Source organism: Pseudomonas sp. C9D1 (genome assembly GCF_056491235.1).
Window position 1 is genome coordinate 105,766 of the sequence record NZ_JBSZIE010000003.1, and the last position, 25,029, is coordinate 130,794.

The 25,029-nt window shown below is 68.0% G+C and carries 20 protein-coding genes; 10 read left to right on the forward strand and 10 right to left on the reverse strand.

Going from position 1 to position 25,029, the window contains the following annotated elements:
- Positions 1-12: 12 nt before the first annotated feature.
- The 3 genes from ACXI0U_RS28215 to ACXI0U_RS28225 are packed head-to-tail and all read left to right on the forward strand — an operon-like array spanning position 13 to position 3,177.
- Positions 13-882, forward strand: a complete 870-nt coding sequence (locus ACXI0U_RS28215; RefSeq protein ID WP_374980820.1) for a transporter — start codon at positions 13-15, stop codon at positions 880-882.
- Positions 872-2,071 (forward strand): MFS transporter, encoded by a 1,200-nt coding sequence (locus tag ACXI0U_RS28220; protein ID WP_479551150.1) that lies wholly within the window; start codon positions 872-874, stop codon positions 2,069-2,071. The genes ACXI0U_RS28215 and ACXI0U_RS28220 overlap by 11 nt, the downstream gene beginning before the upstream one ends.
- Positions 2,068-3,177 carry a class II histone deacetylase gene (locus ACXI0U_RS28225; protein WP_021221104.1) on the forward strand — a complete coding sequence of 370 codons (1,110 nt, stop codon included), beginning with the start codon at positions 2,068-2,070 and terminating at the stop codon, positions 3,175-3,177. The genes ACXI0U_RS28220 and ACXI0U_RS28225 overlap by 4 nt, the downstream gene beginning before the upstream one ends.
- A 20-nt stretch (positions 3,178-3,197) precedes the next feature.
- On the opposite strand, the gene feaR is transcribed toward ACXI0U_RS28225, so the two are convergent.
- Together feaR and ACXI0U_RS28235 are read right to left on the reverse strand one after the other, a co-directional pair.
- Positions 3,198-4,151: a transcriptional regulator FeaR gene (gene feaR / locus ACXI0U_RS28230; RefSeq protein ID WP_021221105.1), complete on the reverse strand. Its 954-nt coding sequence runs from the start codon at positions 4,149-4,151 to the stop codon at positions 3,198-3,200.
- 799 nt (positions 4,152-4,950) lie between these two features.
- Entirely contained in the window at positions 4,951-5,124 is a 174-nt protein-coding gene (locus ACXI0U_RS28235) for a hypothetical protein (protein ID WP_021221106.1), read from the reverse strand.
- A gap of 134 nt (positions 5,125-5,258) precedes the next feature.
- On the opposite strand from ACXI0U_RS28235, the gene ACXI0U_RS28240 reads away from it, so the two are divergent.
- Entirely contained in the window at positions 5,259-6,233 is a 975-nt protein-coding gene (locus ACXI0U_RS28240) for an ATPase (protein WP_479551151.1), read from the forward strand.
- 6 nt (positions 6,234-6,239) lie between these two features.
- Here the strand turns inward: ACXI0U_RS28240 and ACXI0U_RS28245 are convergent, their stop codons facing one another.
- Positions 6,240-6,821 (reverse strand): DUF3156 family protein, encoded by a 582-nt coding sequence (locus tag ACXI0U_RS28245; RefSeq protein WP_479551152.1) that lies wholly within the window; start codon positions 6,819-6,821, stop codon positions 6,240-6,242.
- Positions 6,802-8,301 carry an APC family permease gene (locus tag ACXI0U_RS28250; protein ID WP_021221109.1) on the reverse strand — a complete coding sequence of 500 codons (1,500 nt, stop codon included), beginning with the start codon at positions 8,299-8,301 and terminating at the stop codon, positions 6,802-6,804. Before ACXI0U_RS28250 ends, ACXI0U_RS28245 begins: the two co-directional genes overlap by 20 nt.
- 343 nt (positions 8,302-8,644) lie before the next feature.
- Here ACXI0U_RS28250 and ACXI0U_RS28255 point away from each other — a divergent pair, with 343 nt between their 5' ends.
- Positions 8,645-9,973, forward strand: a complete 1,329-nt coding sequence (locus tag ACXI0U_RS28255) for an alginate export family protein (RefSeq protein WP_479551153.1) — start codon at positions 8,645-8,647, stop codon at positions 9,971-9,973.
- Between the two features lie 710 nt (positions 9,974-10,683).
- Complete coding sequence (locus tag ACXI0U_RS28260) at positions 10,684-12,180, forward strand: aldehyde dehydrogenase family protein (protein WP_374980814.1); 1,497 nt, start codon at positions 10,684-10,686, stop codon at positions 12,178-12,180.
- A gap of 49 nt (positions 12,181-12,229) precedes the next feature.
- Here ACXI0U_RS28260 and ACXI0U_RS28265 read toward each other — a convergent pair whose 3' ends face one another.
- Positions 12,230-13,909: an SEL1-like repeat protein gene (locus ACXI0U_RS28265; RefSeq protein ID WP_374980813.1), complete on the reverse strand. Its 1,680-nt coding sequence runs from the start codon at positions 13,907-13,909 to the stop codon at positions 12,230-12,232.
- A gap of 276 nt (positions 13,910-14,185) precedes the next feature.
- Here ACXI0U_RS28265 and ACXI0U_RS28270 point away from each other — a divergent pair, with 276 nt between their 5' ends.
- Positions 14,186-16,249, forward strand: coding sequence for a TerD family protein (locus ACXI0U_RS28270; protein WP_479551154.1), 2,064 nt, complete (start codon positions 14,186-14,188; stop codon positions 16,247-16,249).
- Between the two features lie 18 nt (positions 16,250-16,267).
- On the opposite strand, the gene ACXI0U_RS28275 is transcribed toward ACXI0U_RS28270, so the two are convergent.
- The 3 genes from ACXI0U_RS28275 to ACXI0U_RS28285 all read right to left on the reverse strand — a co-directional run bounded on the left by ACXI0U_RS28275 (position 16,268) and on the right by ACXI0U_RS28285 (position 18,969).
- Positions 16,268-16,963 carry a hypothetical protein gene (locus ACXI0U_RS28275; protein WP_479551155.1) on the reverse strand — a complete coding sequence of 232 codons (696 nt, stop codon included), beginning with the start codon at positions 16,961-16,963 and terminating at the stop codon, positions 16,268-16,270.
- Entirely contained in the window at positions 16,960-17,874 is a 915-nt protein-coding gene (locus tag ACXI0U_RS28280; RefSeq protein ID WP_479551156.1) for a hypothetical protein, read from the reverse strand. Before ACXI0U_RS28280 ends, ACXI0U_RS28275 begins: the two co-directional genes overlap by 4 nt.
- 90 nt (positions 17,875-17,964) lie before the next feature.
- Positions 17,965-18,969: a TerC family protein gene (locus ACXI0U_RS28285; RefSeq protein ID WP_021221116.1), complete on the reverse strand. Its 1,005-nt coding sequence runs from the start codon at positions 18,967-18,969 to the stop codon at positions 17,965-17,967.
- 288 nt (positions 18,970-19,257) lie between these two features.
- On the opposite strand from ACXI0U_RS28285, the gene mhpA reads away from it, so the two are divergent.
- Complete coding sequence (gene mhpA / locus ACXI0U_RS28290; protein ID WP_374980809.1) at positions 19,258-20,847, forward strand: bifunctional 3-(3-hydroxy-phenyl)propionate/3-hydroxycinnamic acid hydroxylase MhpA; 1,590 nt, start codon at positions 19,258-19,260, stop codon at positions 20,845-20,847.
- A 64-nt stretch (positions 20,848-20,911) separates the two neighbouring features.
- Positions 20,912-21,562 carry a TetR/AcrR family transcriptional regulator gene (locus ACXI0U_RS28295; RefSeq protein WP_479551157.1) on the forward strand — a complete coding sequence of 217 codons (651 nt, stop codon included), beginning with the start codon at positions 20,912-20,914 and terminating at the stop codon, positions 21,560-21,562.
- Positions 21,563-21,619: 57 nt separating this feature from the next.
- On the opposite strand, the gene ACXI0U_RS28300 is transcribed toward ACXI0U_RS28295, so the two are convergent.
- A complete protein-coding gene (locus ACXI0U_RS28300) occupies positions 21,620-22,822 on the reverse strand; it encodes an amidohydrolase family protein (RefSeq protein WP_479551158.1) in 1,203 nt (400 codons plus the stop codon).
- 36 nt (positions 22,823-22,858) lie between these two features.
- Positions 22,859-23,932, reverse strand: a complete 1,074-nt coding sequence (locus tag ACXI0U_RS28305; protein ID WP_479551159.1) for an amidohydrolase family protein — start codon at positions 23,930-23,932, stop codon at positions 22,859-22,861.
- A 406-nt stretch (positions 23,933-24,338) separates the two neighbouring features.
- Here ACXI0U_RS28305 and ACXI0U_RS28310 point away from each other — a divergent pair, with 406 nt between their 5' ends.
- Positions 24,339-24,953: a TetR/AcrR family transcriptional regulator gene (locus ACXI0U_RS28310; RefSeq protein ID WP_374980804.1), complete on the forward strand. Its 615-nt coding sequence runs from the start codon at positions 24,339-24,341 to the stop codon at positions 24,951-24,953.
- Positions 24,954-25,029: the final 76 nt, after the last annotated feature.

The window sequence follows — 25,029 nt, forward strand, 5'->3', positions numbered from 1 at the left end:
GGAACCCTGCACATGCACAGCCGCTACACGCTTCCGCTTGCCCTCGCCGCCGCCCTTGCCGCCTCCAGCGCGCAGGCCGCCGACCTCAATGCCCGCGACTTCGTCTCGGCACCGGTGGGCACCGTGCTCGGTGTCGGCTACCTGCCGCTGACCCGTGCCAACGACTACCACGGCGCGGGCGACAGCACGGGCAAGGCCGACCTCGCGGTCAACGCCTTCGCCTGGCGCCAGCTGATCTTCACCGACATCTGCGGCACCCTATGCACCCCGCAGTTCATCGTCCCCTACGTGGACGTCGACATCCGTGCGCCAGGCGCCGCCAGCCGCAGCAGCGAACGCGGCCTGGGCGACCCGCAGGTGGGCGGCACGCTGTTCTTCATCAACGACCCGCAATCGCGCACCTACAGCGGCCTGCTGACCATGCTCACGGTGCCGGTGGGCGAATACCACGGGCGCAACCCGGACGCCTCCCCCGGCGCCAACCGCTGGGCACTGCACCTCAACTACAACTACACCCAGGGCGTCGGCGAGAACTGGATCCTGGAGGCCAACCTCGAAGCCCAGGTCTATGGCAAGAACGACGACTACTTCGGCCAGGACCTGGAGCAGAAGCCGCTTTACCGCCTGCAGGCCTTCGCCTCCTACGACTTCACCCCCAGCACCTACGGCGCCCTGCGCCTGATCCACGCCGACGGCGGCGAACTGGAATTCAACGGCCGCACCCTCGACGACACCCACCAGCGCTACACGCAGCTCGGCTTCGAGGTGGGCCACTGGCTGGACCCGCGCAACCAGGTGCTGCTGGGCCTGACGCGCAACGTCGCCACCGAGAACGCCTTCGAGCAGAACAACCTGCTGCTGCGCTTCGTCCATGTCTTCTGAGGGCCACGCCATGACCACCGCCGTTTCCGCGGGGCTGCCCCGCACCCGCCTGCTGGCCATCGTGCTGTTCGCCGCCATCGTCCCCTGCGTGCTGATGGCCGCGCCGGCCATCGCCACCCAGTACGCCCTCCAGCTCGGCCTCGGCCCGGCGCAGATCGGCCAGCTGTTCTCCGCCGAGCTGGCCGCCATGAGCCTGGCCACCCTGCCCGCCTACCTCTGGCAGCCGCGCCTGGACTGGCGGCGGGTGGCACGCGGCGCGGCCCTGCTGTTCATCGTCGCCAACCTGGCGTCGGCCTGGGCGAGCGCCTTCCACCCGCTGATGGCCCTGCGCGTGGTCAGCGCCCTGGCCGGCGGCACGCTGATGGTGCTGTGCATCGCCAGTGCGGCGCAGAGCCAGGACCGCGACCGCGTATACGGGCTCTGGGTCATGGGCCAGCTGGTGCTCGGCGCCATCGGCCTGTGGCTGCTGCCGCCGCTGTTCGAGCGCTTCGGCCTGCAGGCGCTGTACCTCGGCCTGGCCCTGCTGATGCTGCTGTGCCTGCCGCTGGCCGGCAGCTTCCAGGGCGTCACCCCGGCCGCGCGCACGCTTGAGCGGGCACCCGGTGGCATCGGCTGGCGCGCGTTGCTGGCGCTGTTCGCCGTACTGGCCTTCTACGTCGGCCTCAGCGGCGTGTGGACCTTCATCGGCAGCATCGCCGGCGCCGCAGCCATCGACCCGGCCAGCAGCGGGCGCATCCTCGCCGTCGCCACCCTGCTGGGCATCGCCGGCTCGGCCTGCGCCGCGCTGATCGGCAAGCGCTGGCCGCGCGGGGCGATGCTGCTGCTCGGCTACGCCCTGATGACCGGCGCGGTGCTGCTCCTGCTCGACCAACCGGGCATCGCACGCTTCGCCACCGCAGCCCTGGTGTTCAAGTACACCTGGACCTTCGCCCTGCCCTTCATCCTCGCCTGCCTGGCCGACCTGGACCGCGACGGCAGGTTGATGAACACCACCAACCTGCTGATCGGCGGCGGCCTCGCCCTCGGCCCCGCCATCGCCGGCCCGCTGTTGGAAAGCAGTGTCGGCATGCGCGGCGTGCTGCTGCTCAGTGCCACCTGCCTGCTGCTGTCCTTCGCCGCACTCAGCCTCGCCCGCCTGCAAAGCGGCGCGCCGTCCCCTTCCCTCGACAACACCGGAGCCAATCCATGAGCCGCCGTACCGCCTTCTTCTCCGATGAACTCTGCTTCTGGCACAGCGCCGGCATGCACGCCCTGACCCTGCCCGTGGGCGGCTGGGTGCAACCGCCGGCCGCCACCGGCTTCGCCGAATCGCCCGAAACCAAACGCCGACTGAAAAGCCTGCTGGATGTCTCCGGCCTGTCCCGCCAGTTGCTGCAACGCAGTGCGGAGCCGGCCACGGACGAGGACCTGCTGCGCGTCCACCCGGCCCACTACCTGCAACGCTTCAAGGCCCTGAGCGACGCCGGTGGCGGCGAGCTGGGCAGCGAAGCGCCCATCGGTCCCGGCAGCTACGAGATCGCCAAGCTTTCCGCCGGCCTGGCCATCGCCGCGGTCGACTGCGTCATGCGGGGCGAGGCGGACAACGCCTACTCGCTGTCGCGACCGCCGGGCCACCACTGCCTCGCCGACCAGGCCATGGGCTTCTGCTTCCTCGCCAACATCGCCATCGCCATCGAGGCGGCCCGGGCCCGCCACGGCCTGCGACGGGTGGCGGTGATCGACTGGGACGTGCACCACGGCAACGGCACCCAGTCGATCTACGAGGAAGACGGCGAGGTGCTGACCGTTTCCCTGCACCAGGAGAACTGCTACCCACCGGGCTACAGCGGCCTGGAGGATCGCGGGCGCGGCGCCGGCCTGGGCAGCAACATCAACATCCCCCTGCCGGCCGGCAGCGGCCACGACGCCTACCTGCAGGCCATGCGCCGCATCGTCTTGCCGGCGCTGGAGCGCTTCCGCCCGGAGCTGATCGTGGTCGCCTGCGGCTACGACGCCAACGCCGTGGACCCGCTGGCGCGCATGCTGCTGCACAGCGACTCGTTCCGCGGGATGACGGCGCTGCTGCGTGAAGCGGCGGAGGGGTTGTGCGGCGGGCGCCTGGTGCTGGTGCACGAAGGCGGCTACGCGGAAGCCTACGTGCCCTTCTGCGGGCTCGCGGTGATGGAGGAGTTGTCGGGGGTGCGTACCGCCGTGGAAGACCCGATGCTGGCCTTCATCCAGCTGCAGCAGCCCGGCGAGGCCTTCGCCGGTTTCCTGCATGACCAGGTGGAGCACCTGGCCACGCAACTGGGCTAGGAAGGTGAGTGGAGCCGCCGTCAGAAGCCGGCGGCGGCCTCCATCAACGCGCCGGCACGGAAGTCCTTGGGCGAGCGCTCGAAGTGCTTCTTGAACGACCGGCTGAAATGCGCCGAATCGGTAAAGCCCCACTTGTAGGCGATCGAGGTGATGGACTCGCCCCGGAGGATGGGGTTGGCCAGGTCATCGGCGCTGCGCTGCAGGCGCGAGCGCTGGATATAACGGCAGACGCTGTCGCCCTGTTCCTCGAACAGCCGGTACAGGTGGCGGACCGAGATATCCAGGCGGTTGGCCAGGGCCAGCGGCGTGAGGTTGGGCTGGGACAGCGACTCGTCGATGATCTTCTGCACATAGCTGCGCAGGTTGGCGCCTTGCAGGGAATCGCAGTTGCCGACCTCCACGCGATCCTGGCCCAGCGCCGGCTCCAGCAGGGAGATGAAGGCGTTCTCCAGGGCCTCGATCTCGTCATCGTCCGAACCCGCCTGCTCGCGGCACAGCTGGTCCATCAGCAAGTGCAGCATCTTACCGCTGGCACGGGTCGAGGAAATCTTGCCGAACTTGGCCTGCTTGGACTTGAACGCGCGCTCCACTGCCTCGCGCGGCAGGTGCAGGGAGGCATGGTCGATCAGGCCAAAGGGGGTGATCTCGCAGGCGCCCACCGAATCCATCAGCAGCAGCTCGCCCGGCGCCAGGTCGATGCTCACGCCGCCCTGTGCCACCCGGGAAAAACCACTGCGCTGGCTGATCAGGAAGCAGTGGCGGTCGTCATCGCGATCGGCCTTGAGGGAAGAACGGGAAATAAGCCCGGCATTGGTGCGCAGGTGCGCCATGGTGAGGCCGGAATGGCATTGCGCGGAGATCTCGCCGATGAACAGCGAACGGCTGGTAGCCAGTTGGGTTTCGAACCTGCCGCAGATGTTCTGCAGCGACTTTTGCCAGTCTTCCAGACCGCCACGGGCTTCTTGAGCACGCATACGAACCTCCGGAGTTATCTTGTTTTTGTTGCGAGATTGTTAACATGTTATCTATGCGAGCGCAACAAGGACTCGATGGCGTCTGAAGATGCAGTTTCGGTGCCAGCGGAGCTGTACGTGGCCCGTTGCTCGCCGCCCGGCTCAAACGTGGGGGTTCCGTGCGCGTCGCCTCGGCCCCGGGGCGTGAAGATGTGCATCATTCGGCCCCCGGATGAACACGCAGCACACCCTGCATGAAGCGTTGCGCTCGGTGGGGAATGGTGAAAACAAAGACTATGTCTGCGTTAAGTGTTGCTAGAGGATTTGAGTCCAGCTGATTGCCGAGTTTTGCTGGTGCTTCTGGTTTCGCCCACCCGGGCGAGTCTCTTTTGGCAGTCGCCCCAAAAGAAACCAAAAGGGCTTGCCCCTCCATACGGGTCTGGCTGAAGCCAGACTTCCCTCGCTCCATCGTCGTTCCAGGGGCACGCCGCGAAGGGCCATCCCTGGCCCATCGCAGCTCTCGCGACATCCATGTCGCTCAACCCCTTACACGACGATTCGCTCGGCCTCCTGGGAATGGGCGTTTGGCGGCTGCTCCAACTTTCTTCGCTCGAATCCTCAACTTGATGTGCGCACCAACCCAGCACGTGGCGACGGCTTTCGTAGGATGGCGTAGAGCGAAGCGAAACCCATCGGCGGTGGTGCAGGGAATCCATAGGCATCCGGAAAGCACCGTGAAACCACAACAGCTAACGCAGACATAGCCAAAACAAAAGCCCCGGCACTCTGGCCGGGGCTTCTTTGGCGTTCTCGCCCTACCTCAGCGGGCCAGAACCGCCAGCACGATGACCAGCAATACGATGCCGCCGGCAATCACCAGGGCCTGGATGCCCGAGCGTTCCTTGCGGGCGCCCCGGGTCTTCTTCGGGTGATGGGTGCCCATGCCCGGCTTGAAGCCGGCGGCCCTGGGCCCTTTCAGTTTGTGCGATGCCATGACTCACTCCTTGTTGAAAGCCGACATGCCGAGAACCTAACACCCGCCCGCCGCCCACTCCAAGCCCCCGTTTGCCGCCATCGCGCCAGCCTGCATAATCCCGCCTCATGCCCCCAGCCAGGGAACCGCCCCGGATGCCCACCAAAGCCCCGATCACCCGTGCCTACTGCGTCCAGCTGGACGAGGTGCTGTCCATCGCCGAAGCGCGCCGGGCGTTCTTCTCCCTGCCCGAGCCGCGCAGCCGTTTCGACTTCCTCTGCTCCAGCGAGGCCTGCCGCACGTTGGGCACCAAGGTCACCGCGGCGAACTACGACAAGCAGCCGAACGAGACCTACAAGGCCGCGCACTTCCGCGAGAACCCGCACTCCAGCCACGCGCCCGACTGCGAATGGATGGCCGACGAGGAGGACGAGGAGGACGAGGACGCCGAAGGCAAGCTGCCCGGCGAGAGCGAGGCCGAAGCCCGGCAGCGCCACGCCCGGCGCAAGCTGCATGACTACATCGACGTGTTCGAGCCCCCGGTCGAACGGGCCAGGCCCAACGCCGACAAGCCCGACACGCCAGCCGCCCCCGCGCGCAAGCCCGCCGGCGCCCCCGAGGAAGCCTCCGCCCCGCGCAACGAGAAGAAATCGGTCAACCAGCGCACCAGCAGCCTGGAGCGCCTGGTGGAGTGCTACCGGCAAGCGCGGCTGGAGCTGGGCGACGACGAGTTCAAGGCCATGCGCCTGCGCGTGGTGGGCGAAGGCGAGATGCCCCTGGGTGCGTACTTCAAGGCGATCAAGTACGCCAAGCTGGGCACTGCCAACCGGGTGCTGCAGGGCGGCGCGCTGCTGGTGGACCGTTACGGCAGCGGCTTCAAGCTGAAGTTCTACGACCGCATCGATAACAAGCCGGTGTTTCTCTACATCTCCAAGGAGCAGATGGACGCCTACCGCTTCAAGGGCTACCTGGATGGCTTGCTGAGGGAAGAGGTCGACTACTTCCGGGTCTTCGCCATGGGTGAGCTGGCGCTGTCCCCCAGTGGCAAGAGCCTGGACCTCAAGGTCGCCGACCTGCGCCAGCTGGTGCTGATCCCGGGCATCAAGAAGGCCCCCGCGACGGAGGCCTGAAGCCACTCAGAATCCAGCCAGCACCCGGCCCAATGCCGGCAGCGCATTCAGCAGGTGGGCCTGCTGCGCATCGTCGAGGCGGATGTAGCGACGGAACGCCGGCATGCGGTTGACCACCTCGCTGGCGCCCATGTGTTCCAGCAGCACCCGCCAGTGGCCCTCTTCACGCTCGATGCGCAGGCGCTTGAAGTCCAGGGGCATCAGCGCGCCCCGCAAGGCCGGGTCACTCTCCAGCGCGGCGATCACGCCAGCCAGTTCGGCCGCCTCCCCGGCGCGTCGGGTGCACGCCAACCCCTGGCGGCGGATGGCACCGGTGTGGCGCAGCTCCAGCTTCGCCACGCCCTGCCCGCAGGACGGCACCTGCAGGCTGAACTCGGTGAGCACCAGGTGCATCAGCAGTTCCGACTGGGTGCGCTCGCGGGCCTCCACCTGCAGGCCGTCGTCCAGGGTAAAGCGCCCCTGGCCTGGCTCCAGCGCCTCGAAACCGAGGCCGCCGAGGTTGCGCCGCACCAGGGCCAGGGTCGCCCCCGGCCGGTAGCCGGAGGGCGTGCGGGTGTTGCCGAAGAACTCACGCAGTGCGGGAAGCATGGCCATAACTCTCGCTGGGGTGGATGCCCGGCTCATTGGCGAATTCCTTTTCCAGTACCTCTTCCACCGGCACCGGGCGGAACGGGTTGACCTTCTGCACCACCACCGTCCAGAACAGCGCGTAGGCGGCGGTCAGGCCGAGCATCACGGCGAAGGGGCCGTAGATGTCCTTGGGGTTCATGCCCGGCGGGGTGATGAACCACATGCCCAGCAGGATGCCGACGCTGGAGATGATCTGCGGCAGCGGGAAGAACGGCGACTTGTAGGCACGCGGCAGGTCCGGGCGGCGGATGCGCAGGATCACCACCGAGAGGGTCACCAGCAGGTAGGCGGTGCTCCAGGCGCAGACAGCGGCCAGCACCAGGTGGAAGATGTTGTCGGTGTTGCCACCCAGCCAGGCGGCGTGCAGGCAGGGGATCAGCACGGCCACGGCGATGCACAGCAGCGGCGTCTTGTAGCGCGGGTGGAGGTAGGCGAAGACCTTCGGCAGCGCGCCGTCCACGGCCATGCCGTACATGATGCGCGGCACGCCGGCCATCAGGGTGTTGATGGTGGCGGCGCCGGCGAAGAGGAAGCCGATGCCGAGCCAGATCGGGCCGATATCGCCCATCACCTGCTGGGCGAACTGCGGGATGGCCATGGGCGTATCCAGCAGGTGCACGCCGGTGGCCTCGTCGAGCAGCACGTTCTCCACCTGGCGCTTCATCGCCGCGCCGTAGATGAACATGCAGGAGGCCACGCCGAACAGCCCGAGCGCCATGGCGCGGGGCATGGTGCGCGCGGAGTTGCGCAGGTCCGGCGCCAGGGGCGTGACGAACTCGCAACCGACGAACATGAACATCGCCATGCCCACCAGGGAGAGGATGGTCACCAGGTCGGTGCCCACCATCGAAGTGCCGAACCAGCCGTCCAGCTGCACGGCGGGCGCGGCGATCAGGCCGGCCACGCCGAACACCATCAGCGTCGTCCACATGCCGAAGGTGAGGATCACCTCGGCCTTGCCGAACACGCTGACGCCGAAGCCGTTGAGGATGCCGAAGACGATGACGAAGCCCACCCCCAGCAGCCAGGAACCGCCGGCCGATTCGGCCAGGGTGTTGAGGTGCTCGAAGTTAACCAGGGCCATGACCCCGGCCAGGATGGTTTCCGCCGTGCCGGCGAACACATGCACGATCAGGTAGGCGGCGATGGTGCCGGTGATGGCGAAGAAGCGCCCCATGCCACAGGCGATGTAGTCGTAGACCGAGCCCGTGGTGGGCAGGATCGAGGCCGCCTCGGCGAAGGTGGTGGACTGCGCCAGCATCATCACCATGGCGATCAGCATGGCCACGGCGAAGGCGCTGCCGCCGATGCCGAAGCCCATGGTGGCGGTAAGGATCACCGGGCTGGCCATGATCAGGCCGATGGTGCTGGCCAGCGCGGTGGGGAACCCCACCGAGCCTCGATTCAGGTGTGCGGTGAGCTTGGCGTTGATCGACATCGTCAGGGCCCTCGAATGCATTGTTCTTGTTTATCGTTATCCGGCCGGGGTGGCCGGTGCGGTCGTAGCCGCAGGTTCCCCACCACTGTGCGCCCGCCCTCCCCGGGCGTCTTGCCCCTGCCTGCCGCTGCTCTTGTTGCAGCCTGACATCCCCGCGCCGCGCCGCTTCCAGCCTGGCCGCCGCGTGCAAACCGGCTGGCAGCCTCGAACAAGACTCGCCCCCACCACGCCCTCGTTAATAGCCGTCGCCGCGCCGGGCGCCTCCGCGCTCCCCCGGGCGGCATGCCAACTCACGGGGCCCAGCCCCGGACGTACAACACAGAAGAATACGAGGGAGAGAACCATGAGGAAAACGCTCCGCTTGCAGCCGCTGGCCAGTGCCGTCGCCCTGGGCACCGCGCTGCTGGCCGCCACCCCGACCGCCGGCGCCTACGAGCTCTACGCCGATGACGACAGCCACCTGAACGCAGACTTCCTCGCCGTCTACGGCTGGATGAACAGCCGCAAGAACTACGACGGCACCCCCGGCGGCTCCACCTGGACCGAAGGCTTCGTCAAATACGGCCTCAGCGGCGACCAGGGCCTGGCCGGCAACGGCACCGCCTACGGCGCGCTGAACTGGGTCAGCTCCGCCACCTGGCGCGATGGCGACCCGGGCGGCAACACCCTGGGCAACGAGCGCACCACCAAGATCGAAGAGGCCTACCTGGGCTGGCGCTCCGCCAACCTGTTCCCGGCCCTGGGCGAGGACGGTGTCGATGTCTCCTTCGGCCGCCAGGTGCTGAAGATCGGCACCGGTTTCCTCATCAACGACGACGGCCCCAACCTCGGCAACGGCCCGGCGGACGGCCACCTCAACCGTGGCGGTGCCTACTACAACGCCGCCCGCCACGCCTTCGACCGCACCGCCGTGCTGCGCCTGGGCGGCAAGGATGGCCTGCACGGCAGCGCCTTCTGGCTGAAGTCCGACAACCGCGCCCAGGCCGAAACCGAGCTGGCCGCCGGCACCCTGGAATACACCGCAGCCCCCGGCACCCTGGGGCTGACCTGGATCCACGGCCTCGACGTCACCGATGAATGGGCCAGCGACTTCCAGCAGCAGCGCGACGGCATGGACATCTACAGCCTGCGCGGCGAAGGCGATGCCGGCATCGAGAACGCCAGCTTCGGCTTCGAATACGCAGTGCAGGACAAGTACGCCGGCAACGAGCGCGCCTGGTACCTGGAAAGCGGCTACACCTTCGCCGACATCGCCTGGGCACCCAAGCTGACCTACCGCTACAGCCGCTATTCCGAAGGCTGGGACAGCCTCTTCAACGGCTTCGCCAGCGGCTACGGCACCTGGTTCCAGGGCGAGGTGGCCTCCAACTACGCCGGCCCCTTCAACAGCAACACCGGCATCCACCATGTCGGCCTCAAGGCCAAGCCGCTGGAGAACCTCACCCTCGGCGTCCTCTACTTCGACTTCAACACCCTGCAGCGCCGCGACGCCCTCAACCTCGACGCCCGCGAGCTGGACATCTACCTGGAATGGGCGGTGACCGAGCACCTGCTGGTCAGCCCGCTGGTGGGCCTCTACCAGCCCGACCGCGACGCCAGCAACGGCGGCAACCAGGTGGGCGGCGACGGTACCAACGTCTACAGCCAGGTGACCATGGCCCTGGCCTTCTGACCCACCCGCTTTGAAGGGCCGGCCCCGGCACGGATCGCCAGGCCGCCCTTCCTTTTCCACCCCCACACCCGCACACCACGCTCCCGCAGACCCGTAGGATGGCGTAGAGCGAAGCGAAACCCATCGACCCGAGGCCCCATCACACACCGTGATTATTGGCCGCCCCGGCAGCATGGGTTTCGCACAGCTCTACCCATCCTACGAACTGACCCACCCGCTTTGAAGGGCCGAACCGGGCACGGATCGCCAGGCCGCCCTTCCTTTTCCACCCCCACACCCCACGCTCTCGCACACCCGTGGGATGGCGTAGAGCGAAGCGAAACCCATCGATCCGAGGCCCCATCACACACCGTGATTATTGGCCGCCCCGGCAGCATGGGTTTCGCACAGCTCTACCCACCCTACCCAAGCCTTCCCACCAAATCGCAGGCAAAAAAAACCGCCGATGACCAGAACGGCGGTAAAGCGTGTAGCACGGAGCAATCAATAACCGACGCCCAGCAAAGACGACGGGATGACTATCCGCCCTTCCCCTTCTCACGGCTTGTCCGCTGCTGCCAGATCGTTGCGCCTGCGTGACAGGCCGCCTCACTGCACGCTGGGTCATGTTCGCGTGGCAGGCAGAGTCAAGCCCTGGCCAGGGCCCGACCCTAAGCTGGGGCACGCCCTACGCGGGCGAACCCTCCCGCTGCCCGAACCAGGAGCCGATCGTGTCCAATGCCCTGATCAACACCCTTCCCAGCGTCGACGCCTTCGTCGACCGCACCCACGCCTCGTTCATCGACGGCCAACAACACCAGCCCGCCCAGGGCACCCAGCGCGAGGTGCACAACCCCGCCAGCGGCGCGGCGCTCTCGCGCATCCTGCAGGCCGACGCGCCGCAGGTGGATGCCGTGGTCGCCTCCGCCCACCGCACCTTCCGCTCGGGCGTCTGGAGCGGCCTGGCCCCCGCCGAGCGCGAGCGTGTGCTGCTGCGCTTCGCCGACCTGGTGGAAGCCCACGGCGAGGAACTGGCGCAGCTGGAAACCCTCAACCAGGGCAAGTCCATCCACCTCGCCCGCGCGGTGGAGGTCGGCGCCTCGGTCAACTACATGCGCTACATGGCCGGCTGGGCCACCAAGATCGAAGGACAGACGCTGGACGTGTCCATCCCCGTACCGGCCCAGGCGCGCTTCAACGCCTATACCCGCCGCGAGCCGGCCGGGGTGATCGCCGGCATCGTGCCGTGGAACTTCCCGATGATGATCGCCCTGTGGAAGGTGATGCCGGCCCTGGCCTGCGGCTGCACCATCATCATCAAGCCGGCGGACGAAACCCCGCTCACCGCCCTGCGCCTGGCCGAGCTGGCGATCCAGGCCGGCATCCCGGCGGGCGCCTTCAACGTGCTGGTCGGCGGTGCCGATGCCGGTGCCGCGCTGGTGGCCCACCCGCAGGTGAACAAGGTGTCCTTCACCGGCTCCACCGCCGTGGGCAAGCAGGTGGGCCGTGCGGCGCTGGACAACATGACCCGCTTCACCCTGGAGCTGGGTGGCAAGAACCCCATGCTGGTGCTCGCCGATGCCGATATCGAGCAGGCCGTGGCCGGCGCCATCGGCGGTGGTCTGCTCAATCAGGGCCAGGTCTGCGCCGCTGCCTCGCGCCTCTACGTGCACGCCAGCCGCTACCAGGACTTCGTCGAAGCCCTGACCGCCCAGGTGGCACAACTGAAGGTCGGTGCCGGCATGGACCCGGACGCCCAGGTCAACGCCCTGGTCTCTCGCCGCCAGCAGGCCAGCGTACTGCGCTACCTGGCCATCGCTCGCGAGGAAGGCGCGCAGTTCTGCACCGGTGGCGGCCAGCCCGACCTGCCCGGCTACTTCGTGCAGCCCACGGTGCTGGGCAAGGTCACCCAGGGGATGACCTCGGTGCGCGAGGAAATCTTCGGCCCGGTGCTCTCGGTGTTGCCCTTCAACGATGTCGACCAGGCCGTGGACATGCTCAACGACAGCCGCTACGGGCTCACCGCGAGCATCTGGAGCAACGACCTGGGCCGGGTCATGGACCTGATCCCGCGCATCGAAGCCGGCACCGTCTGGGTCAACAACCACGTCCCGGTGGACCCCAACCTGCCCTTCGGCGGCTACAAGCAGTCCGGCATGGGCCGCGAGTTCGGCAAGGCCGCCATCGAAGGCTTCACCGAGCTGAAGTCGGTGTGCATCACCTACTGATGCACCGCGCCATCGCCCGGCCCGCCATGGGCGGGGCGATGCACCTCGCCTATCCCCGCAGCAACCAGAACAGCGCGAACACCCAGCGCTGCCAGCCAGCGTCGGCCGACTTCAGCACCCCCGTGGCAACGCCGTAACGCCAGGCCCAGTGCAGCGCGCGCTTGAGGTCGCGCAACGGGCTTTGCCGGTTGCGGTAGACGTCGATCGCCAGCAGCCCCATGGCATCGACGTTCCCCGCCTCGGCCGCGCGCACCAGGTGCAGCTCCGCCGCCTCCCAGTCGATGGGGTCGGTGCGCAGCGCCAGCTCGCCGCAGAAACCGTGCATGAACGCCAACACCCGCGGGTCGCCCTCCTCGGCGAAGCATTCCAGGTAGACCTCGGCGTGGTTCAACGCCTCCAGCCACAAGCGCTCCGCCGTTTCGGCATCCTCCTCGGCGTCGGCCTGCGCGGCCAGCAGCTCCACCAGCGCCTGAGTCGCCGGGCCATGGCCATCCGATGCCGCGGAGCGCCACGACACCCGCGCCGCCTCCGGGTCCGCCGGGCAGCCCAACCCATCGCGGCGGCAAATGCCCAGCAGGTGCAGCCCCTCGGTATGCACCGCCTGGTTGCGCCCGCTCAGGAGCAGCAGCCGCTCCAGCGCGGCGAAAGCCCGTGCACCGTCCACCGGCCCGGCGTCGGCATCCAGCCACAGGCGCGCCTGCAGCAACAGCAGCGCATAGACCTCGTCCAGCTGATGATCCAGCGCCTGCGCCCGCCCCACCCAGCCACGCGCCTGCAGCAGCTCGTCCGTGCTGCCGGCCCTCTCGAAAGCCAGCTGCGCCAGCTGCAACCAGGCCGCCGCCGTGGGCTCGGCGGCCCCCTCCAGGCCACAGGCGCGCCGCGCCCAGTCCATGGCCTGGGCCGGGTCATCGGCCAGACGGGACAACGCAAGCGCCGCCTCGGGGTCGCCCGCCTGGTAACGGCGCGCCCATTCCCCAGGGGAAACGGGCGGCGGCGCCGGCTCGTCCAGTTCCAGTTCGTGTTCCGGCTCGTGTTCAGGGCCGGGGTCGAGCGCGACGTCCTGCTCATCGAGCCCGACCGGCAGCGGCTCGGCTTCGGCAGGCGCCTCCAGTTCGGCAAAGGGCACCTGCAAGCCGGCGAAATCCTCGAGATGGGCCAGTGCCCGGAACCAGGGGTGGTCCAGCGTATCCAGGCCAAAGGCCCGCACCCACTCGTCGAGGTTCTCGTAATCCAGCACCAGGGTGACGTCATGCAGGTCGACCGTGCCCGCCTGCAACGCCTGCAGGCGCGTGTCGGCGTTCCACTTCCAGAAGCCGATGCGCGAGTCGGTGTTGGCGTCGAAGGGGCCGGAAACCGCATCCAGGTCGCCCTGCAGCCACAGCGTCTGCAAAGGCCCCTCGCTGGCTTCAGCGGCACGCTGCAGGAAGGCCGCCACCGCATCCAGGCAAAGCCCGATGGCGGGCACGCGATGGTGCTGGGGGTGACGGCGGATATAGGCGTCGAACTGCGCCCAGTTGTCCTGCGCCGTTTCCAGCGACAGGCGCAGGCCATTGCCGGGCGTCTGCACCTCCACCTGCGCCGGCGTGATCGCCGGCACCACCTCGGCACCCGCCAGCAGCAGGCACCAGAGCGGCGACACGTACGCATCCGTCGCCAGGCAACGGGGCTCGATGCCCTCGCCACCCAGGTAGAGCCAGGCGGAGGAAGGCCGTTCCGATTCCATGTGCATCGCACGTTCCCGGTACAGCGGGCCCGGCCGATCCATGGCCCGCACAAAGGGGCCAATCATGGCGTGAAGCACGGGTGCTCACCAGCCGTGGCACAGAAGAAATCGCCACGATGCGAAAGCGTCGAGCGTTCGCCTGCAGACGGCGATTCATTTTTCCCGCCACCTGCAATATCCTCCACGCCGTGGCTATGGGCGTCCTTCCTTCTACCTCTGAAACTAGGGTGCCCGCTTCCCACCCGCCCACCTCACGGTGGGCTTTTCATTTCAGGAGCAGATGTGAACGGAATCTTCCTGCGCCGCTGCCGCAAGTTCGCGGTCAGCCCCGGTGAAGGCGGCGCCAGCCTGGCCCAGGTGGCCATGGTGCAAAAGGAAACCGAGCAGCTCGGTTTCGTGCTCTCCGAGGCCCTCGCCGAGCGCCTGCTGACCCTCTCGCCGGAGCAGCTCGCCCGGGTGCTGCGCGACCTGCGCCGCCACCTGGCCCCGATGACCGGCGCACACCGTGAACACCGCCCGCTGTTCCCCGATTTCCCGGCCGGTAGCCTGGCCCCGGACGAGGCGCAGCTGTACCAGCGCGCCGTCTATCACTACCTCACCCTGCAACGCCTGCGCCTGCAGGACCCGAGCCTGCCGGCGCCCCTGCTGCACCACCGCCAGCCGCTGGAGATCGACCTCGGCACCCAGGAAGAATTCGAGCGCCTCTGCACCCGTCTGGCCGCCTCGCGCACCTCGCTGTCGGCGGACGACAAGGCCGACCTGCAGTGGTTCGTGCGCCAGTACCGCGACAAGGTGCTGGACCTGCTGCCGGAAGAAATCCCCTTCAAGGAAAACCTCGCGCTGATCGCCGCCTGGCTGCTGCGCTTCGTCCCCGGCGAGCGCGCCGAGCGCTTCGTCGACCAACGCATCGGCACCGCCACCGATGTGTTGCGCCTGGCCGTGGCGCTCTGCGATGGCGATGTCTCCCTGGCCGAGTCCTGCCGCTTCAAGGGCTTCAAGCGTCGCGAACGGCGCCGGCTGCTGGCGCTGCTGGAAGCCTGCGGCGACCCCACCGAAGACATGCGCCGCTGGCCCGAACGCTGGAAGCGCCTCGGCGAAGGCCTGCACCCCGGCGACTACCGCAGCCAATGCCCGCGTACCTGGCAAGCCTTCCAGGTGTTGCGCGAGGGCCTGCCGTTCAGCGGCTTCAATGGCCAGGTGGAGCGGGACCTGGAAACCGGCCGGGTCGAGGCCGCCAGCCAGCGCCTGACCACCCGCCCCGGCGAGATGGCCCGGCGCCTGGACCACCTGCTGCGCACCAGCCCGCAGCCGGATGCGGTGCTCAAGCAGTTCGCCGAGGTCGCCCAGCAGGTCGCCACGCCGGTGCTGTTGCAGGCCCTGGCGCAGTTCGAGCATCGCGGTCACGCGCCCCTGCGCACCTTCTTCCCCAAGGGCGATGCCGCCCGTGCCTGGACGCTCCCGGATCGGCGCGCGCCCATCGCCCCCGAGCACCTGGCCGACGCCATCGCCCTGATCCGCACCACCCTGGTGGCCCGCTTCGCCAGCCGCCCGCCGCTGGGCCGCTGCTACCTGGCGCCGGAGCTGGCCGACCGGGTGGTGCCCCTGGCCCAGCGCTCGGCCTCGCGCTCGCTGCGCACCCTGGTGCGCGGCAGCCGCATGCCGCTGCCCGAGTCGCGCTACATCCGCCTGTTCCTCTGGTGGACCAACGGCCACAGCCGCACCGACATCGACCTGTCGACCGCCTTCTTCGATGGCGACTTCGTCTATCGCGACCTGGTGGCCTACTACAACCTGCGCGGCTACGGCGGCCACCACAGCGGCGACATCGTTGACGCCCCGCAAGGCGCTGCCGAGTTCATCGACCTCGACCTGCAGCTGCTGCGCGACAAGGGCCTGCGCTTCGTGGTGCCCTGCGTCAACAGCTACACCAACCAGCCTTATTGCGACCTGCCGGAATGCTTCGCCGGCTGGATGGCCCGCAGCGACGTGGACTCCGGCGAAGCCTTCGAAGCCCGCACCGTGGAAGACCGCCTCGACCTCTCCGCCAACCAGCAGACCTGCCTGCCCTTCATCATCGACCTGGAGCAGCGCTGCATCCTCTGGACGGATATCGGCCTCGGCGGCTACCCGCGCTGGAACAACGTCGCCAACAACCTCAGCGGCATTTCGCTGATGCTACGCGCCATGACCAGCCTCGCCGCCCCGGACCTGCACACCCTGTTCGCGCTGCATGCCGAGGCGCGCGGCAGCCGGGTGGACAGGCCCGAGCAGGCCGATACGCTGTTCGGCCTGCGCGAGGGCATCACCCCGTTCGACACCGACCGCATCCGCGCCGAGTTCCTCTGAGCCCGGCGCGGTGCCGCGTCAACGCAACGACTCGAACTGCCCCGTGCCCTCGTCCCAGGCGAAGGCCACGCCCGCGCAGCGGTAGCGCTTGCCCACCCGCAACTGGGTGGCGCCCTGCTCCACCGCCAGTTGCACGGTTTCCACATCCTCGCTGCGGCAACCCGGCAGGCTCAGCGTCTGCACGCGCTTGCCGGTCTTCTTCGCATACACCTCGATGGCCGACGCCGGGCCGCCGTCCTTGGCCAGCGGCACCTGGAAGTAGAAGCGTTCGGTGGAGGCCGCCTGCAACACCGCCGTGGTCGCCCCCGGCCAGGCTTCGTCGGAGCGCAGCATGGCCACGTGCTTCATGTGGATGGGCAGGCGCTTGCCGGTGCGGTAGTCGGTCCAGGTGCCATTGAGGGTGGCATCGCGCTTGTAGTAGCCCGAGAAGAACACAAGGATGCGCGCAGCCGGCAGCCCGCCGGCGTCCAGTTCGTCCATGCCGATGCCGTTGTTGGGCTCGTTGTTGCTGAACACCGGCTTGAGGCGGATCGGCGTGCGGTAGCGGTCATAGAAATACACGCCGCGGATGACGCGGTTCTGCTGGAAGGTCACCAGGGTGATCGCCTGCTTGCCGAGGGCGCCCTGGTAGACGTCCACGGCGCCGGCCAGGCCGGGCCCACACAGGGCCAAGAGCAGCGCCAGGCGCAACCAGGAACGGAACAGTCGGCTCATTGGGCTGCCTCCCCGGCCGCTTCAGCCACCACCCGTTGCCCTGCGTCCAGGCGGTAGAAGCCTGCTTGGAAGGTGCCGGGCCGGAAGCGTTCGCCGCCTTCGGGGCGGTATTCGAAGCGCCCGCGCTGGTGGGCATCGGGGTACAGCGAGCCGCTGCCGGCCATCTCGGTCAGGCCCGCGTGCAGGGCGTAGCGGCCGGACGCCGGGTCGTAGAGGTAGTACTGCACCGTGCCGCTGGTCAGGGCCTGGTCGCTCTCGCGGATGCGCTTGGGCACGAAGGAGAAGTCGACGAAATCGTCATCGTCCAGGTAGGCCAACCGCAGCGTGTCGGTGCCATAGAAGTAGGCATCCAGCCCCTCGATCACCTGCCGCGTCGCGCCGCTCGCCTTATCGGTGATGGTGATGCGGTCGAAGACCGGCACCGCGTCGTTGGCCACCTTGCGCGCATGCACGCGGAAGCTCATACCCTGGCTGGTGCCCTGCTGCAGCAGATCGGCCTCGTAGACCGCCCGGGAGCCTTCGCGGAACACCTGCTTGCGCTCCAATTGCAGCACGCGCTCCTCGCGGGTGCGCAGGTCGATCCAGCGCCCGTGCAGCACCGGCTGGTCGAGGGCGAAGGGCTGCAGCTCGATCGCCGCCGGCGGCAGTGGCGTGCCGTCGCGCAGGTTGATCAGCAGCGGCTCACTGGGGTCATAGGGCGTCGTTTCCAGGGTCAGGTGATCGGCCGCCGCCGAGGTTTCGACGAACCCGGCCATGCCGTCCCAGGCGCTGTCGAACTGGAGGATGACCTCCAGCTGCATATCCCCCGCCGTGCCGCGGTACACCGTGCTGGGCAGGGTATGGGCGCTCGCCGTGGTGGCGACGAACAGGGCCGCCCACGAGGGCAGGTGCTTCCATGCTGAAAGGGCCACGCAGTGCTCCTTGCGAAAAAAGGAGCGCAGCCTAACAAAAAGCCCCCTCGGCGCGTCAGTGCGCGAGGGGGCGGGTGTGACGCCGCGCCATCAGCTCGCGCGGTTTTCCTCGATGGGCTGCGGCGCCTGGCCACGGGTCTTGTACAGCGACAGCAGCACGCCGCCGACCAGCAGGCCCAGGGTCACGCTGAGGGAGATCACCGCCGGGATCTTGCCGATGATGCCCACCAGGAAGATCTTCGTGCCGATGAACACCAGCACCAGGGCCAGGGCGTACTTCAGGTAGGCGAAGCGGTGGATCAGCGCCGCCAGGGCGAAGTACAGGGCGCGCAGGCCGAGGATGGCGAAGATGTTCGAGGTGTAGACGATGAAGGGATCCTGGGTGATGGCGAAGATCGCCGGCACGCTGTCAATGGCGAACACCAGGTCGGCGCACTCGATCATCACCAGGGCCAGGAACAGCGGCGTGGCCCAGAGCACGGTCTTGCCGGTGGCATCCGCCTGGCGCACGAAGAAGCGCTGCCCGTGCAGGCTATCGGTCACGCGCATGCGCCGGCGCAGGAACTTCACCAGCGCGTTGTTCTCCAGGTCCGGGTGGTCATCCACCTTGGAGAACAGCATCTTCACGCCGGTGATGGCCAGGAACACGCCGAACACGTAGAGGATCCAGCTGAACTCGTGGATCAGCGCCGCGCCCAGGCCGATCATCACGGCACGCAGCACGATCACCCCCATGATTCCCCAGAACAGCACCTTGTGCTGGTACTCCCGGGGGATGGCCAGGAAGCTGAAGATCATCGCCATGAGGAACACGTTGTCCATCGACAACGATTTTTCGATGAGGAAGCCGGTGAGGTAATCCATGCTGGCGTCGCCGCCCTTCTGGAAGAACACCCAGAGGCCGAACAGCAGGCCGGCGGTGATGTAACCGGCGGAGAGCAGCAGGCTTTCCTTGACGCCGATCTCGCGGTTATCGCGATGCAGCACACCCAGGTCGAAGGCCAGCAGGGCGAACACCACGGCGAAGAAGACCAGCCACAGCCAGGTGGCGGTGCCGAGGAAGTCGGAAAACAGGAACGTATCTAGGGCGGTCATTGGAGCCCCTCCTTGCAGTCGAAGTTGTACAGACTGTGATTCCGACATCGCGGTATTAACCGCCAGAGGGGCCCGGCTTCACGGCAGATAAATTACAGAATCCCGGGGCAGGCGCTCAACGAGCGGGCTTTTGCAAAGTGTTTCCTGCGGGGCTGGACCTGTACCGAGGAGCCAGGCCGCCACACCGACAAAATGATTGATTCGCCAATATTGAGAATATCGTCATTTTTATTTAGCCTGAGCGCTCCCCACTCCACGACAGGGGTGGGCCTCACGCATAGGGCTGACATGAACAACAAGAACGAAACCCGATCCCTGCCCGAGCAGGTGGACGTGCTGGTGGTGGGCAATGGCCCCGTGGGCGCGACCATGGCGGCCCTGCTGGGGCGCAGCGGCGTACGCACCCTGGTGGTGGACAAGAGCCGCGACATCCTGCTGATGCCCCGCGCCATCGCCCTGGACAACGAGGCGCTGCGCATCCTCCAGCAGGCCGGGCTGGACGAGGACGCCTTCGACAAGGTGGTGATCCCCGAGGTGAAGATGCACTGCCCGCTGGTGGGCGAGTTCGGTCGCGCCAACACCAGCGGCAACCTCGACGGCCACCCCAAGCTGGTGACCTTCTACCAGCCGGACCTGGAGCGGGCCATGCGCGCCCAGGCACGACGCTTCCCCTGTGTGGAAACCCGCAGCGCCATCGAACTGCTCGGCCTGGCCCAGGACGACAGCGGCGTGGTTGCGACCCTGCGCGATACCGAAGGCCACGAACACAGCCTGCGCGCCCGCTACCTGGTGGGCGCAGACGGTGCCAGCTCCAGGGTCCGCAGCCTCATCGGCCAGGATTTCCAGGGCAGCAGCTACACCGAGGACTGGCTCATCGTCGACGCCAACGGTCGCCAGCGCAGCGCCATCGACCATGTCGAGTTCATCTGCGATCACCGCCGGCCCACCCCGCACATGCCCGCCCCCGGCGGCCGCGAGCGCTGGGAATTCATGATGCGCAAGGGCGAGACCCGCGCGCAGATGGAAGACCCCGCGCGCATCGCCCAGCTGCTCTCGCCCTGGATCGCGCCGGAATCCCTGAGCATCGAACGCAAGGCCGTGTACCGCTTCCATGCGCGCTGCTGCCAGCGCTTCCAGGAAGGCCGCGTGTTCCTCGTCGGCGACGCCGCCCACATCACCCCGCCCTTCGTCGGCCAGGGCCTGGTGGCCGGCCTGCGTGACGCGGCCAACCTGGCCTGGAAGCTCGCCTGGGTGCTGCAGGGCCGCGCCGCACCCGAGGTGCTCGACAGCTACGACCAGGAGCGCCGCCCCCATGCGCGGGAGATGATCGCCCTGGCCAAGCTGATGGGCCGCCTGGTGATGCCGAGCAACGCTCTGTTGGCCCTGCTGGTGCACGGCTCGATGCGCCTGATGCGCTTCATCCCCCCAGCTCGCCGGCACCTGGAGGAGCTGAAGATCAAGCCGAAGAACCGCTTCCGCCGTGGCCTGTTCAAGCGCGCGCGGATCCGCCGCGGCGGCTGCGGCGGGCTGTTTCCCCAGGCCCTGGTGCGCGACGGGCAGAACCGCATCCGCCTCAGCGACGACCTGCTGGGGGATGGCCTCGCCCTGGTGGGGCTCGGTGTCGATCCACGCTCGACCCTGGACGCCGCGGCCCAACGGCGCTGGGAAGCCAGCGGCGGCACCTTCCTGCATCTGGGGCTGCGCGGCCAGCAAGGGCCGGACACGCCGTTCGCCGAGGACATCTGCGACCGCTTCCTGCCGGCCATGCCCCGGCGCTCGGTGGCGGTGGTGCGCCCCGACCGCATCCTCATGCACCAGGGCCCTGCGGAGCGCGCGCCGCAACTGGTGAACGAATGCCTGGGCCTGCTGGGTAACTGAGCCGACCTTCAATATTGAGAGGGCTTTAACTATGATCGGGGGCCTCGCCACCCAGAGGTCCCCCATGAGCAAGGCCGATCCAGCGCAAAGCCCCGTCACCCTCCCCCTGACCCGTGGCCACAAGAAGCGCGAACGCACCCGCCAGGGCCTGCTCGACGCCGCCCTGCGCCTGTATGCCCGCAAGGAGATCGGCGAGGTCGCGTTGCTGGAACTGGCCGAGGAAGCGGACGTCTCCAGCGGCACCATCTACAACTACTTCCGCACCCGCGACGAGGTGGTCGAAGCGGTGGGCATGGAGCTGGCCGCCGAGTTCTCCGAGACCATCTCCACCCGCAGCGCAGACGTCACCAGCGGCGCCCAGCGCCTGGCCATCGGCGTGCGCATGTTCGTGCAGCGCGCCAGCGAGGAACCGCAATGGGCCAGCGCAGTGATCCGCGTGGTGCATTTCGATCAGGCCATTCGCTCGCAGCTGGCGCTCTACGTGCTCGCCGACCTGCGCGGCGGCATGGAGGAAGGCGCCCTGGCCTATGCGGAGGAATCCATCGCCCTGGACCTGGTGGTGTCCTGCACCCTGGGTGCCATGCGCGCGTCGGTGGAAGGCCGTGCCGTCGCCGGCCAGGACGAGGTCGTCGCCGAGATGATCCTCAGGGCTCTGGGCGCGACGCCCGCGCGGGCCCGCAAGCTCGCGCAGAAGCCGCTCCCCGAACCGGCCTGAGCCTCAGCCTCCGTGCCAGCCTGCGAGCCGGGACACGCGTGAACGGCTCATCGCCGGTCAGTCCTTGAGGTGCTGCGCCAGGGCGCCTATGGGTTTCTTCAGGCTCCGTCCCAGCCACTGCAGGGAAGATTCGGATTCATTCACCGGCGCCGCGGCCACCGCCTCCCCGGCCGTGGCGAAGCGCGGGAACAGGCTCAGGGCATGGCCCCGGTCGATGCCCGCCTTCAGCTCGGCGGACCACAACTCCGAGTCGGCCAGTTGCCGAACCTGGGTGGCCACCAGCTCGGCCGAGGCCTGGGGGTAGTCGCTGCCGAAGAGGATGTGCGAGGGATCCACCAGCTCGCGTAGCACCGCCATGGGCGGGTTCGCCGCGGTCAGCGCGGTGTCGAAATAGAAGCGCCGCAGGTAGTTGAGCACCCCCTGGGGCGCGCTTTCGGCGAACTCCGGCAGGGCGTTGGCCAGGGACACGCGCCAGGCCACGTAGGGCAGGAAGCCGCCGCCATTGGCGAGAATCCAGTTAATGCGTGGGTAGCGCTCCAGGGTGCCGCCGAGGATCAGGTTCACCGCTGCCCGCGAGACGTCGCAGGCGAACTCCAACAGATACGACGGCGCCACCAGGCCCAAGCCCGTGCTGCTGGCGTGCAGGTTGGGGTGCACCAGCACGCGGGCGTGGCGCCGGTCCAGCTCGGCCATCAGCTCGTCGAAACGCGGGTCGCCGAGGAACTGCCCATCGACGCTGGCCAGCAGCATCACGCCATCCGCCTGCAAGGTGTCCAGCGCATGCACAGCCTCCCTGCAAGCCGCATCGGTGGCCGGTAGCGGCAAGGCGGCGAGCGAACCAAAGCGCCCGGGGTAACGGCTGGCCAGCTCGGCCGCCTGTTCGTTGCAGCGGCGCGCCAGGGTGGCGGCCGCGGCGACATCGCCGAAATAAACCCCGGGCGCGTTCAGCGACAGCAAGGCCGTCTGCACGCCCTGCCCGTCCATCAGCGCCAGGGAATCCTGGGCCGACCCGGGTGCCAGCGGCTGGCCGGCGAACACGCCCAGGCCCCGGCGCTGCAATGCCTGCGCGTGGGCAGGGGGCATGAAGTGGTGGTGCACGTCGATGCGCCCCGGAGCGGGCAGCGGTTGCAGCCTGGGCGTCTCGTCCTCCGATACGGATTCAGCGGCAGTGGCGAGCGGCGGCAACGGCGGCGCGCCAGTTGCCAGCAGCGAGGCACCGGCAAGCATGCCGGCCCCCGCGACGAATGTACGGCGATTCATATCGGCCTCTTGTTGTTCTGATGATGGGCGAGCGGCTCAGCGGTTGCGGATGCGTTCGGCCAGGGCGCCGACCGGCCGAGTGAGGCTGCGCTTCATCCGGTTGGCGAAGCTTTCCCCCTCGTAGATGGGCGCCGGCACCACCGTCTCGCTCTCCTGGCGGAACTGCGGGAACAGGCTCAGGGCATGGCCCCGGTTGATGCCGTAGAGCACCTCGTCCGGCCAGAAGGCCGATTCCTCCAGGGTCTGGCACTGCAGCGCGGTGGCCGGTGCCGGAGCGAAGGGGAAGTCGCTGCCGAAGAGGATGTGCGACGGCTCCACCAGCTCCTTCAGCGCCGCCATGCTGAAGCGCGACGGCGACAGCGCGGTGTCGAAGTAGAAGCGGCGCACGTAGCTGAGCACGCCCTGGGGCGCCTTCTCGCGGTATTCCGGCAAGGCATTGGCCAGGGACACGCGCCAGGCCACGTAGGGCAGGAAGCCACCGGCGTGGGCCAGGATCCAGCGGATGCGCGGGTACTTCTCCAGGGTGCCGGTGAGGATCAGGTTCACCGCCGCACGGGTGGTGTCGCAGAGGAACTCGATGAGAAAGCCCGGCGCCTGCAGGCCGATCTGCTCGCTGGTCGCATGCATGTTCGGATGCACGAAGACCACCGCCTGACGCCGATCCAGCTCGGCCATCAGCTCGTCGAAACGCGGGTCGCCAAGGAACACGCCATCGGTGCTGCCCAGCAGCACGATGCCTTCGGCGCCGAGCACGTCGAGGGCATGGGTCGCCTCGGCGCAGGCGGCCTCGGTGAAGGGCGTGGGCAGCACGGCGAAATTGCCGAAGCGCCCGGGGAAGTCGTCACGCATGCGCGCGGCGAACTCGTTGCAGCGCCGCGCCAGGTCGCGGGCCTGGCCGACGCCATCGCCGAAGTGCACGCCCGGTGCCGAGAGCGAGGTGATCGCCCGCTGGATGCCGTTCATGTCCATTACCTCGATGGACTTCTCCGGGCTCCAGTGCGGCAGCGGCGCCCCGGCGATCTTGTCCAGGCCCTTGCGCTGCAGGGTCTCGACGAACGCCGGCGGGATGATGTGGTGGTGCACGTCGATACGGCCTTGCTTGATGCTCATGGGCGGCGCCCCTGAGTGGCCGGCCGATTCGGGCCGCCGTACTGCAGGCACTTCCGCCCTGTCAGGTTGGCGAGTACGGCCCCGGTTGGGCCGAGGCCGACGATGATCACGTCGCAGTTTCTTGTTGTAGGTGCAGGCTCCATCACTCCCTCCGCAGGAGTAGACAATGACAATTCATATTGAACATTTGTGTTCAATATCGTCAATAGAAGATCACCTGTGAACGCAGAGAATCAGCGCCATGACGCGCGCCAGAGCGGCCCGGCAGGCCTGGAGGTACAAGGTGAAACCCAGGGATACCGCGGGAGCGGGCCGGACACCCCGCAAGAAAAAGGCGAATGCACCCCGTTGACTTAATTTGAACGCAAGTGTTCAATCGCCACAGATTCGATTGTCGGAGGTAATCGTGGAAGCTCTCAATCCGGTGCAGCGCCGCATCCACCAGGCGGCCCTGCGCCTCTTCGCCGAGAAGGGCGTGAGCCAGGTGAACGTCAGCGACCTGGCCCAGGAGGCCGGGGTGGCGCGCGGCACCATCTACAACAACATGGAATCGGTGGAGAACCTGTTCGAGAAGGTCGCCAGCCACCTCAGCGGGGAAATGCACCAGCGCGTGACCCGCAGCTTCGGCGACATCACCGACCCGGCCCAGCGCCTGGCCCACGGCATCCGCTTCTTCATCCGCCGCGCCCACGAGGAGCCCCACTGGGGCGCCTTCATCAACCGCTTCGCGCTGAACAACTCGTCACTGCGCGAGATGTGGTACGGCCCGCCTACGGTGGACGTGCTCCACGGCATGACCAGTGGCCGCTACGACTTCCGCCAGGAGCAGCTAGCCACGGTGATCTCGATGATCGCCGGCAGCGTGCTGGGCTCCATGTTCCTGGTGCTCGAAGGCCACAAGACCTGGCGCGACGCCGGCACCGACACCGCCGAACTGGTGCTCCGCGCCCTCGGCATCCCCGGTGAAGAGGCCCGCGCACTAGCCAACGCCGAGTTGCCGGCCCTGGCCACCCTGGACTGATCCACCGCTGACCTGACACGCACAACGACCCCGCGATCCGGGGTCGATGGCCGGGCTTTGCCCGGAGAAAGCCCCG

Excerpts from the sequence above, each read along its gene's own strand:
- ACXI0U_RS28215 (WP_374980820.1), top strand. The coding sequence starts at position 13 with ATGCACAGCCGCTACACGCTTCCGCTTGCCCTCGCCGCCGCCCTTGCC.
- ACXI0U_RS28220 (WP_479551150.1), top strand. The coding sequence starts at position 872 with ATGTCTTCTGAGGGCCACGCCATGACCACCGCCGTTTCCGCGGGGCTG.
- ACXI0U_RS28225 (WP_021221104.1), top strand. The coding sequence starts at position 2,068 with ATGAGCCGCCGTACCGCCTTCTTCTCCGATGAACTCTGCTTCTGGCAC.
- feaR (WP_021221105.1), bottom strand. The coding sequence starts at position 4,151 with ATGCGTGCTCAAGAAGCCCGTGGCGGTCTGGAAGACTGGCAAAAGTCG.
- ACXI0U_RS28235 (WP_021221106.1), bottom strand. The coding sequence starts at position 5,124 with ATGGCATCGCACAAACTGAAAGGGCCCAGGGCCGCCGGCTTCAAGCCG.
- ACXI0U_RS28240 (WP_479551151.1), top strand. The coding sequence starts at position 5,259 with ATGCCCACCAAAGCCCCGATCACCCGTGCCTACTGCGTCCAGCTGGAC.
- ACXI0U_RS28245 (WP_479551152.1), bottom strand. The coding sequence starts at position 6,821 with ATGCTTCCCGCACTGCGTGAGTTCTTCGGCAACACCCGCACGCCCTCC.
- ACXI0U_RS28250 (WP_021221109.1), bottom strand. The coding sequence starts at position 8,301 with ATGTCGATCAACGCCAAGCTCACCGCACACCTGAATCGAGGCTCGGTG.
- ACXI0U_RS28255 (WP_479551153.1), top strand. The coding sequence starts at position 8,645 with ATGAGGAAAACGCTCCGCTTGCAGCCGCTGGCCAGTGCCGTCGCCCTG.
- ACXI0U_RS28265 (WP_374980813.1), bottom strand. The coding sequence starts at position 13,909 with ATGCACATGGAATCGGAACGGCCTTCCTCCGCCTGGCTCTACCTGGGT.
- ACXI0U_RS28275 (WP_479551155.1), bottom strand. The coding sequence starts at position 16,963 with ATGAGCCGACTGTTCCGTTCCTGGTTGCGCCTGGCGCTGCTCTTGGCC.
- ACXI0U_RS28285 (WP_021221116.1), bottom strand. The coding sequence starts at position 18,969 with ATGACCGCCCTAGATACGTTCCTGTTTTCCGACTTCCTCGGCACCGCC.
- mhpA (WP_374980809.1), top strand. The coding sequence starts at position 19,258 with ATGAACAACAAGAACGAAACCCGATCCCTGCCCGAGCAGGTGGACGTG.
- ACXI0U_RS28295 (WP_479551157.1), top strand. The coding sequence starts at position 20,912 with ATGAGCAAGGCCGATCCAGCGCAAAGCCCCGTCACCCTCCCCCTGACC.
- ACXI0U_RS28300 (WP_479551158.1), bottom strand. The coding sequence starts at position 22,822 with ATGAATCGCCGTACATTCGTCGCGGGGGCCGGCATGCTTGCCGGTGCC.
- ACXI0U_RS28305 (WP_479551159.1), bottom strand. The coding sequence starts at position 23,932 with ATGAGCATCAAGCAAGGCCGTATCGACGTGCACCACCACATCATCCCG.